General features: G+C 47.9%; 11 protein-coding genes. 7 read left to right on the top strand and 4 right to left on the bottom strand.

The window, feature by feature from the left end; genetic code table 11:
• Window positions 1–259: 259 nt before the first annotated feature.
• The 4 genes from C7B82_RS20745 (at window position 260) to C7B82_RS20730 (ending at window position 1,493) form a co-directional block, all read left to right on the top strand.
• On the top strand, window positions 260–562 hold the full coding sequence (locus tag C7B82_RS20745; protein ID WP_106258242.1) for an RNA recognition motif domain-containing protein: 303 nt from the start codon (window positions 260–262) through the stop codon (window positions 560–562).
• A gap of 127 nt (window positions 563–689) precedes the next feature.
• On the top strand, window positions 690–878 hold the full coding sequence (gene rpsU / locus C7B82_RS20740; RefSeq protein WP_106258241.1) for a 30S ribosomal protein S21: 189 nt from the start codon (window positions 690–692) through the stop codon (window positions 876–878).
• Window positions 875–1,096, top strand: a complete 222-nt coding sequence (locus tag C7B82_RS20735) for a hypothetical protein (RefSeq protein WP_106258239.1) — start codon at window positions 875–877, stop codon at window positions 1,094–1,096. The genes rpsU and C7B82_RS20735 overlap by 4 nt, the downstream gene beginning before the upstream one ends.
• A gap of 37 nt (window positions 1,097–1,133) precedes the next feature.
• Complete coding sequence (locus tag C7B82_RS20730; RefSeq protein WP_106258238.1) at window positions 1,134–1,493, top strand: pentapeptide repeat-containing protein; 360 nt, start codon at window positions 1,134–1,136, stop codon at window positions 1,491–1,493.
• A 269-nt stretch (window positions 1,494–1,762) separates the two neighbouring features.
• On the opposite strand, the gene C7B82_RS31595 is transcribed toward C7B82_RS20730, so the two are convergent.
• Together C7B82_RS31595 and acsF are read right to left on the bottom strand one after the other, a co-directional pair.
• Window positions 1,763–2,293 carry a hypothetical protein gene (locus C7B82_RS31595; RefSeq protein ID WP_146141222.1) on the bottom strand — a complete coding sequence of 177 codons (531 nt, stop codon included), beginning with the start codon at window positions 2,291–2,293 and terminating at the stop codon, window positions 1,763–1,765.
• A 411-nt stretch (window positions 2,294–2,704) separates the two neighbouring features.
• Window positions 2,705–3,781, bottom strand: a complete 1,077-nt coding sequence (gene acsF, locus C7B82_RS20720) for a magnesium-protoporphyrin IX monomethyl ester (oxidative) cyclase (RefSeq protein ID WP_106258236.1) — start codon at window positions 3,779–3,781, stop codon at window positions 2,705–2,707.
• A 309-nt stretch (window positions 3,782–4,090) separates the two neighbouring features.
• Here acsF and C7B82_RS20715 point away from each other — a divergent pair, with 309 nt between their 5' ends.
• Window positions 4,091–4,606, top strand: a complete 516-nt coding sequence (locus C7B82_RS20715) for an NINE protein (RefSeq protein ID WP_245940019.1) — start codon at window positions 4,091–4,093, stop codon at window positions 4,604–4,606.
• A gap of 100 nt (window positions 4,607–4,706) precedes the next feature.
• Here the strand turns inward: C7B82_RS20715 and C7B82_RS20710 are convergent, their stop codons facing one another.
• Complete coding sequence (locus C7B82_RS20710; RefSeq protein WP_106258233.1) at window positions 4,707–5,336, bottom strand: DUF2996 domain-containing protein; 630 nt, start codon at window positions 5,334–5,336, stop codon at window positions 4,707–4,709.
• Window positions 5,337–5,619: 283 nt separating this feature from the next.
• On the opposite strand from C7B82_RS20710, the gene C7B82_RS20705 reads away from it, so the two are divergent.
• Window positions 5,620–6,495, top strand: a complete 876-nt coding sequence (locus tag C7B82_RS20705) for an alpha/beta fold hydrolase (protein ID WP_106258231.1) — start codon at window positions 5,620–5,622, stop codon at window positions 6,493–6,495.
• Between the two features lie 162 nt (window positions 6,496–6,657).
• Window positions 6,658–7,128 (top strand): tetratricopeptide repeat protein, encoded by a 471-nt coding sequence (locus C7B82_RS20700; RefSeq protein ID WP_106258229.1) that lies wholly within the window; start codon window positions 6,658–6,660, stop codon window positions 7,126–7,128.
• 950 nt (window positions 7,129–8,078) lie between these two features.
• Here C7B82_RS20700 and C7B82_RS20690 read toward each other — a convergent pair.
• Entirely contained in the window at window positions 8,079–8,546 is a 468-nt protein-coding gene (locus C7B82_RS20690; protein ID WP_106258226.1) for a hypothetical protein, read from the bottom strand.
• Between the last annotated feature and the right edge of the window lie 396 nt (window positions 8,547–8,942).

The following is an 8,942-nucleotide window of genomic DNA, read 5'->3' as shown; positions in this document are numbered from 1 at the left end:
TGGCGGTTTACGACAGCCGATGCACGCATCAAACTACAGCGACTTTACCCATCAACTGAAAATTGACAGACCACTAGTTAAACGATGCATCTTACTGTAGATGAAAACTTGTACAAGCAACAGGTAATTGCCGGGCATCGGCGTCTTAGCGGAATCTTGTGTTAGGCTTGCTGGTAAGGATTATTTTCGGCTGTGTAATTCGTTTCACGAGCGTTTCTCCGAATCTAACTCTCCACACTTTTGATTCGGGAGATTCTCTATGTCAATTTACGTTGGCAATTTGTCTTATGAGGTCACGCAGGATGATCTCAATAAAGCCTTCGCCGAGTATGGCGAAGTCAAGCGAGTGCAGTTGCCGACAGACCGAGAAACAGGGCGCTTACGGGGTTTTGCCTTCGTAGAGATGGGTACAGAGTCAGAAGAGTCAGCCGCGATCGAAGCACTCGATGGCGCTGAATGGATGGGGCGAGACCTCAAGGTAAATAAAGCACGTCCCCGCGAAGAGCGAGGCTCGTCAGGTGGCAACTGGTCAAACAATAACCGCACCTCCAGACCTTACTAAAATTTGCGACTACAGCTTTTACTCTAAAGTCTTAAAGGCAGACAAGGAGTCTGTCTTTTTTGTTGATAGCTTGCTGTAGGGCAGAGCCTCGTTCAATCTTACACTCATCAATCTGCGAGGAGTTCGGATGACTCAAATCATTCCTGGTGAAAGTGAAGGCATTGATTCAGTGTTGCGTCGGTTTAAGCGCGCTGTTTCGAAAGCAGGCATTTTCCCGGATATGCGTAAGCATCGCCATTTTGAAACGCCGATCGAGAAGCGTAAACGTAAAGCACTGGCCAAACATAAGCAAGGTAAGCGGAGATTCCGCCAATGACCACCGAAGCGTCCACTCCCCCAATCGAGAGCATTATTTTAGAGGCGCTTCAGCAAGGCGACAAAAACCGCGGTCAACTTTTTGATCTAACGGGCAAAAGCTATCCACTGCTGGTTCGTGCTTTACAGCACCTCAAAGATCAGCGCCAAATTGAAACTTATTTTGTTCCCACCGGGGACGTCTCTGTTCTTACCTATCGCCTGCGCGCTGAGCGTTGAGAATTCTGTTATGCCACCTCTTACCCTTCCAAATCCTATGAACACTAAAGAACTTATGAGTCGCTACTCAGCGGGGCAAAGAGATTTTAGAAACCTTAACCTGATGGCAGCGAATCTCAGGAATTTGAATCTAAGTGGTGCAAATCTGAGTGGCGCTAATTTCACAAAGGCGAATTTGACCCGCACTAATTTGAGCCATGCTAATCTAACTGACGCGGTTCTTATAGGAGCCAACTTGACAGAAACAAATCTAACGAAGGCGAACCTGACAAACGCAGATTTGAGTGATGCAAACGTCAGTGATGCAAATCTAAGCCATGCTTACTTGCGTGGGGCAAGAATGGCGGATGGGGTTAGCCCCAGTGCTGTCTCAAACCATATCAAAGCCTCTCAATAATTGATGCATACAAGCATCTAACTCAAGAGAGTCTTTTACGCTGAGCGCTAGCACTTGACTGATCGATCGTTGTCTTGAAGATGACCACTGATGAGTGGCTGACATTTGATGAGGAACTTCGCCTCAACGGGTGGGGATGGGCGTAACTTGTTCATCCCCACCCGTTGAGGTTGAAGGAAACAAGCTTGACACCACGCTCAACTAGAAAAACCAAGTCTTGCGGGCAGACTACAACAAACACTGGAAACGCTTCAACCAGTGATGGGCGTCTAAAATAGCCACTCCAGTCCAATGCCAACACTGCTATCGCTACGAAAACGAGAATTTTGCTTCTGAAGGTCAGTGGAGAGACGCAGATTATGCGTCATTGCATAGCCGAAGGAAAGGGTGGTTAACCCGACTTCGTTCTCGCTGCCAGGTGCCACCCAACTTTGCGTTACAGCCAGATCGGCAGCACCTGTTCGTGACGGCACCAGCAGCAGGCGTAGACCAACATGAACGCCATCTGTTGTGTATCGAGTAGTTTCTAAATGGCGATAGCCGAGGACTGGAGCGAGATTGATGATATTGCCAAGTGGTCGCACATAATAGCGCACATCGCCTCCCCACACCTCACGTTGACCATTAAAGGCCGTCTGGTAATTGCCACTCAACGTCAAGCCCGATCGCCCTACAAACAGATCTTCAATGCCAAGGTTGATTCCTCTTGCGTGTTCGGTCGAGGGAAACTGAGAATAGCCAAGACGCAGCCGTGTCCGAAAACTAGGATCACGTTTGATATCAGCTAAAACGTCAGGCACTTGCTTCAACCAACGTTGTAGGACGGGGCTACTTTGAATTAGGTTTGAGTCAAGATCTAGATGGCTTGAAGCAGGTCGGTTTTGCGGCTGAACGGGGATTTGTTGAGGACTGCTTTTCGCCTCTACGTCTTCTGTAACCGTCCTATTCTGTTGTGTTTGGAGGTTTTGGTCGATCGCCGCCTGCGAAGTTGGTAAACCCCAAGCAGAACAGGGTACGAACGTGAAACTAACGGCCAAAAAAAATGCCTGAGAACGGTTGTGTTGAGAGGATGGGTGCGATATGAAGCGGTTAACTCGATTCATGAATATGTTGATAGTGGCAGACTCCAAATTGTTTCCATAAAAAAACGGCTTTGCGTCTGTAAGTTGCAGGTTACGCAAAGCCGTCAAAACCAAGAGCAAGAATGCTATCTAACGAGCTGTTCCTTGTAGAGGGGCAGCTTCGATCGGCTTCATGAAGTAAAGCTGGAGAAGTTGCCAAGCGTTAGAGGTGTAGTAAGGCAGCTTTTGAAAGAACTGCACAAACTTTGGTGTGTTTGCGCTGACAATCGCCGTCAATTTAGCGTTGTTCTGCACACACTGATCAAGACGTTGGTAGAAGATTGGGTTTTCGACATCTAAAACGACTGGGAAGACTTTAGCAGTGCTCTCATTGGTTTTGTTGATCACGTGAATGTCATACTCGCGCGCATCAAGACCCAGCGCTTTGTAAAAGCCCGATCGTTGGATGTCGTTCAAGTACATGGTGGCAAACACGGACAGCAGAAAGAAGCGGCACCAAAGCTTGGCCTTCCAGTCATTGAGAATCTGGGGTTGCGATCGCATCATGGCATCAAAGAAATCGCCATGACGATTCTCATCCTGGCACCAGTTTTCGAAGAAGCGAAAAATTGGGTAAATCCGGTCTTCCGGATGTGCTTCAAGATGACGGTAAATCGTGATGTAGCGCCAATAGCCAATTTTTTCAGACAGATACGTCGCGTAAAAAATAAACTTTGGCTTGAAGAAGGTATAGCTCCGGCTCTTCGTCAAAAAGCCCAAGTCAAGCTGGAGGTTAAAATCTGACATCGCCTTGTTAAGAAAGCCTGCGTGACGCGCTTCATCACGAGACATCAGCGAAAAGCACTCTGCCAAGACCGGGTTTTTGTCTTTCAGCTTACGCGCCAGTTCTTTGTAGAGCAAGAAGCCGGAGAATTCAGCCGTGCAGGAGCGCTCTAAGAACTCAATAAACAGTTGGCGCGTTTCCCCATCAATGTGATCCCAGGATTGCTCAAACTCAGTCGTTCGCACAAAGTGATGGCGGTTGTAATCGACCCGAAACTCTTCCAGGATTGCCTGCAGTTCATCTTCGTTGGGCGAAATATCCATTTCCGCCACTGCATCAAAGTCAGTCGTATAAAACCGGGGCGTCAGAATTGTTTCTTTCGCGGGAACTTTTACTCCGGGACGTATTTCTTCAAAGCCAGGCTTTTTAAGGGAATCTACCATGAGTCGTTTCGTTCTTTTTTCAGATTCTGCATCGAAGGGATGGTGCGCTGAATCTCCGCAGTGTACCACTATCACAAAGATAAGCTAGCACAGATGCGATCAGGCTTACAGCAAGTCTGCTGGAGCTCAATGGCGTGCGCGTACGAAACCACAGCGATGATTACGCTACCTAGTTTATCAAGGTAATGGGTACCGATACTGAGTGATCGCCTTAAAAGTTACAACATGTCATCAACTTTTGTAACTGCGCAGCCCTACCATGCCTCATCTTCTGCCTGTTTCGAGGCAAAGTCTTTATCATTTAAGAACGTGGAAACGAACGTCACCCGAATCGGTATGAACAAAGTTGGCACGGCTTATCTTCTTTGGCTTGGCTGCCTGCTTCAAGTGCATGGACTGCATCGCCTTTACAACGGCAAAATTTTGACCGGTCTGCTATGGATGTTTAGCTTTGGCCTTTTTGGTTTTGGGCAGATTATTGACCTTCTGCTGATTCCAAACATGGTCGATCAGCACAACTCTAAACTCAGAGCGCGGCAAGGGCTGCTACCCGAAGGTGCCCTGCCCAACCAGGCCGTGATTCAACGGGTCGTTGCGACGCATCCTACCCCGCTGCCGCCGACATCGAATCCATTGCTTGTGCAATTGCTGCGAGCTGCAGAAACGAGAGGCGGCAAGCTCTCCGTCACTCAAGGTGTGATGGAAACGGGAGCCAGCTTTGCCCATGTCGAAGCAACCCTCATACAGATGGTGAAAGCGGGCTACGCTGACATTACCAACGATCCGGAGACGGGGGTTGTGACCTATGAATTTAAGGAACTGTGAGGCATACGGCCAGGGAGATTCCAAAAGCCAAATGACCATATTGGTGTCCCCTTACTTAGAAAACGCCTAAGAAGAGCGGTTGATCCTTATTTCTGAGCCCTTAATTTCTTACCAGCCACTTTTGAGCATTTAACCGTTGTAGTGTCCAAAAAACTAACAGTCCCAGATCAACCTTACGCTCATCAATCCGAAACGACTCCATCGTGCTGGCTTTGCCACCACTCTCTGAATAGGAGAAGCCTTTCTGTCCATTGATCTTTTCGTCAAAGAAGTAGAGGCTAAACTCTCTGGTCTGCTTGCCACTTTGCCAGCGGCCAACCACCTGCCAGCATTCTGGCGCTTGAGTAAAGCCAATAACGTTAATCTTCCGTTTTTCAAACGTTAGTTCGGCATACTGAATGTCTTGTTTTACTAAGCCTGCTTGCAGCGCTGGGAGAAAGTCTTGCTGAATAAAAGCAGCGAAAGGCTTATCTTCCAATGCAGGCGGTTTTTCTTTTTTAGCTTTAGCGGCGGGTAGAGCACCTTCACCTTCACCTTCAGCCTCTGCTTTGGGCGCGCGCTTGGCGGCAGGCTTTTTAGGAACGGCGTCAGTCTCTGGAGTATCAGAAACGGCGTTTGACTTAGCAACCTGTGGCTCTGATGCATTCGCTGTTGGCAGGTCACTTGCTTTCGCTTCGCTATTTGTAAGGGGCTGCCCTTCGGTTTGGTTCGGCGTTGTTTCTTCTGCCATGGTTCAGGTCAATCCTTGTTTAAAGTTGCCACGATCGCCACTCAATAGTAAAGGTAAGACGACAAGCTTGATCCTTGTCAAAAAAGCACTGTTGAGGCGCAATGATTGCAATTCACTCGTCGGTATGGTTTCTTGGCACGTCTAGAGCAGAGTCAAGAGCGTGAGCATCAATCCCTGCGTCTTAATCTTACTTAATCTTAATAGAATGTAGAGTTGGGAGCTAGAGGAAAATCTAACCGCTAGCATAGAATTTTGCTCGCAGTCTTAGGCCATACAATAACCCGTGCCTCAAAAGTCACCACAGGTCGTACAACTTCACACATTGGTGCAAGGGCAGGGCTTTCCCATTCTCTGTTTACATGGTCATCCCGGATCAGGGCGGAGCTTATCGGTTTTTACACAGCCGTTGTCCACTCGGTTTAGGACGATCGCGCCAGACTTGCGAGGCTATGGCAGCAGCCCTGCTCCGGCAGCTTTTGTAATGACCGATCACTTACGTGATCTTGAGGCTTTGCTCGATCGCTATCAAATCTCGCGCTGCCTGGTTTTAGGTTGGTCATTGGGTGGCATCTTGGCTTTAGAGTTAGCGTTACAACTGCCCGAACGGATCAGTGGGCTGATCTTAGTTGCAACAGCAGCACGACCGAAAAGCAGCCACCCGCCGATTGCGTGGTATGACAATGCTTATACCGGAGTTGCCTCGCTGATCAACTGGTTCAATCCCGGTGGGCAGTGGAATATTGATACGTTTGCGCAGCGATCGCTCTATCGCTATCTGATTCAGCAGCACACACCTACCGCCTATCATTACCTCGCCAAAGAAGCGTTACCTGCTTACCTACAAACATCGAGTCGGGCAACACAGGCACTGTCTATGGCTCTCCAACGGGGCTACAATCGCCTTGCCGATCTACCGATGATTCAATGTCCGTGTTTAGTGCTTGCTGGCGCAGACGATCGTCACATCACAGCCGCGGCCAGCCTGGAAACCGCTCAAGCACTGCCCGATGCTCAGTATCGCTGCTACCCCAATGCCGCGCATTTATTCCCTTGGGAAATCCCCGCTGTCGTTAGAGCCGATATCGATCGCTGGCTTAACCAACATCCAGCCATTGTGACTCCTCACTCAGGAGATGACGCCGCGTCTGCCTCATTCTGAAGTGCCGTAGAGCACTTGAAATGTAAACAACTGATAAAGTAATGCCTGAAGAATTTGTTAGTTCAGCAAATCCAGCAGGCGTGTCCGATCGAATCGTCACAAAAAAGACACAATAGCTTGGAAGTTAAAACCACTCTGTTCTCCCCTTGGTGCTTCACAGTGATGCAAGAACCATCGATCGCGCCACTACTCGAAGATTTGAAAAGTGTTGACGAATCTGTGCGTGAGCGTGCTACTCAGTCGCTCTGGCGCATTTGGTTTGAGCAAAAAGGCATGCCTGGCTTAGAGATGATCCGACGCGCTCAAACGTTGCTTGAAGAAGGTAACAGTCCTGAAGCAGAGGCTACTCTGACAGCATTGGTGCAAAGTCACCCTGATTTTGCTGAAGCCTGGAATCGACGAGCGGTGCTCTACTACGCTCAGAGTCAATACCGTCAGGCGATCGCAGATTGCGAAACCGTTATCCGCTTAAATTCAGTCCATTTTGGTGCTCTACACGGCTTAGGGCTATGTCATGCAGCCTTGGGTAACTATCCCGCAGCAATTGAAGCTTTTCGCCAAGCAATTGCAATCCAGCCTTTCGCTATAGCAAACCAGCGGTTGCTTTTAGAATGCACAATGCGCCTTAGCTAATGTTGCCAATCCCTCCTGCTTGTTAAGATGCAATATCTACCTTAAGACAGAGGTTTTCCCAATCAGTTTGTGGATTCATACAGGTCAAAAAAGGTAGTCATCCATAGCCAAGGTTTCCCATTTGGCAGTCATCTTAAAAAACCTGCCCAACCTAGCATGATAGCTGGCTGCATTTAGCAGTGAAGCCTATGACAAAACAAAGCTCAAGCCGCGATGGGCTAGAAACAAACGCTGCGAAAGCACAACGGGTTTCGTTTTACAGCGCGAAGCTTCCTCGTTCTAGTGTTCAGCCAGCCTTCGCTGATTGATTTGTTACCTACGTCATCGGCTACTGTAAAAAGTGATCTAAATCACCCTTGCTTCCAGGTTTAGATCACTTCCATTACTACTTAAGCAGAAGAGAATTTATGCAGAGCTCCTGCTAATCAAAATGAAAAGAACAGCAATGATTCGGCACCTCGTCCAAAAAGCTTTACACATTAAAAAACTGACTCCTGACATTGAGAATGAGATCAATTATGAACTCACACGTCTAGGTCATATCTCAGATGTCGATTTTGAAGCCCTTGAATTATTAATGTCAGAAATGGATGCAGGACGAATTCAGCTTGTCCCTAATCCTTAAGCCTATAGTTCTAACAGTGCGTTTGGTCTACTGCTTATTGCCCATTGAAGCCAACGCTAGGTTGGGCAGGGTATAGGTAAGATTGATTTTATTGATGCTACTTACTCAATTGTTGCTGGCTGTACGCTTACAACCTCAGTACTTTTTAAACATTAGAGACAAGTAGGCAGGCATAATTATCTGTAGGATAGGCTGACGATAGCGTAACGCGTGCGTCGGTCGGGTTGAAGTATGAAGCCGAGCTACGTCTTTATTGCTAGTTCTTTAATCATTGCTGGCTGAACGGTTTCGCCCCCAGCACTCTTTAAACATTAGAGATAGCACATCACGCTTTTTTTTCGTCCGATCGGTTTTGAAATTCCGATCGGTTTTGAAATATTTCTGCGTGTGCCTGCCAGACTTGTTGAATGAACTGCCTGAACAATTGGTGCCCTCTTGAACGAAGGCTTTCTTGCTCAGGTCTGACGCTATCATCGGCATAAAGGTTAGCCATCAACGGTAGCACTTCAGTATCAAGTGCTGCCCGAAATAAAGTAAGTGGTAAAAGTAGATCGGAGTCTTGGCGTAAGTCATAACAGTCTGACCGTTCCAATAGTGTACTATCCCAGGTAAGCGTTTCTGCCGACCGCAGTGTCAATATCAGGGGACGAACCCAGCAGAGATGGCGACTCTCAACAACCTGGACTACTTCTGCATACAGGTAGCTAGTTTCATGTTGTAAGCAAACAATTTGGCAGGGCTGAAAGCCTGGGGTTTTGCCACCGATGAACTCATACGTCGAAACAGAACCCATAGAGTGAGGTGAATGTGTTATCTTCTCTCCAATCTTAAAGGGTTAATCATTCTCTTGCCGCAGCCATAACACTGAAATGGCGCTAAAAGGGAAAGAATCTAGTAGAGTTGGGCGTGAGCTCGCCTACCGATGGACAGGGGGCTTGAGCCTCTTGCCTGAGTCTTATCGCTCTGGTAGCTGTATGCCTGTCAGAGTCTACTAGGTCGCTATAAGCGCTAAAACTGTCCCATGTAAATCCGCAGTAGCCGATACTTCAGCCGCTTTTAGCACAGAAATCTAAGATGCCAGAGAGAGTAGCTTGGTCTGTAGTTGTAATGCTATAAGTAGATCAGGCTTGAAAAGCTCCGGTATGTAAAGTTAGATGGAGGTATCGATTTCAACGATTTGGAGGTGCAG

This window comes from Stenomitos frigidus ULC18 (assembly GCF_003003795.1).
GTDB classification, from domain to species: Bacteria; Cyanobacteriota; Cyanobacteriia; order Leptolyngbyales; family Leptolyngbyaceae; genus Stenomitos; species Stenomitos frigidus_A.
The sequence above is the reverse complement of the archived record's forward strand: the minus strand, read 5'-3'. Positions and strand labels throughout refer to the sequence as shown.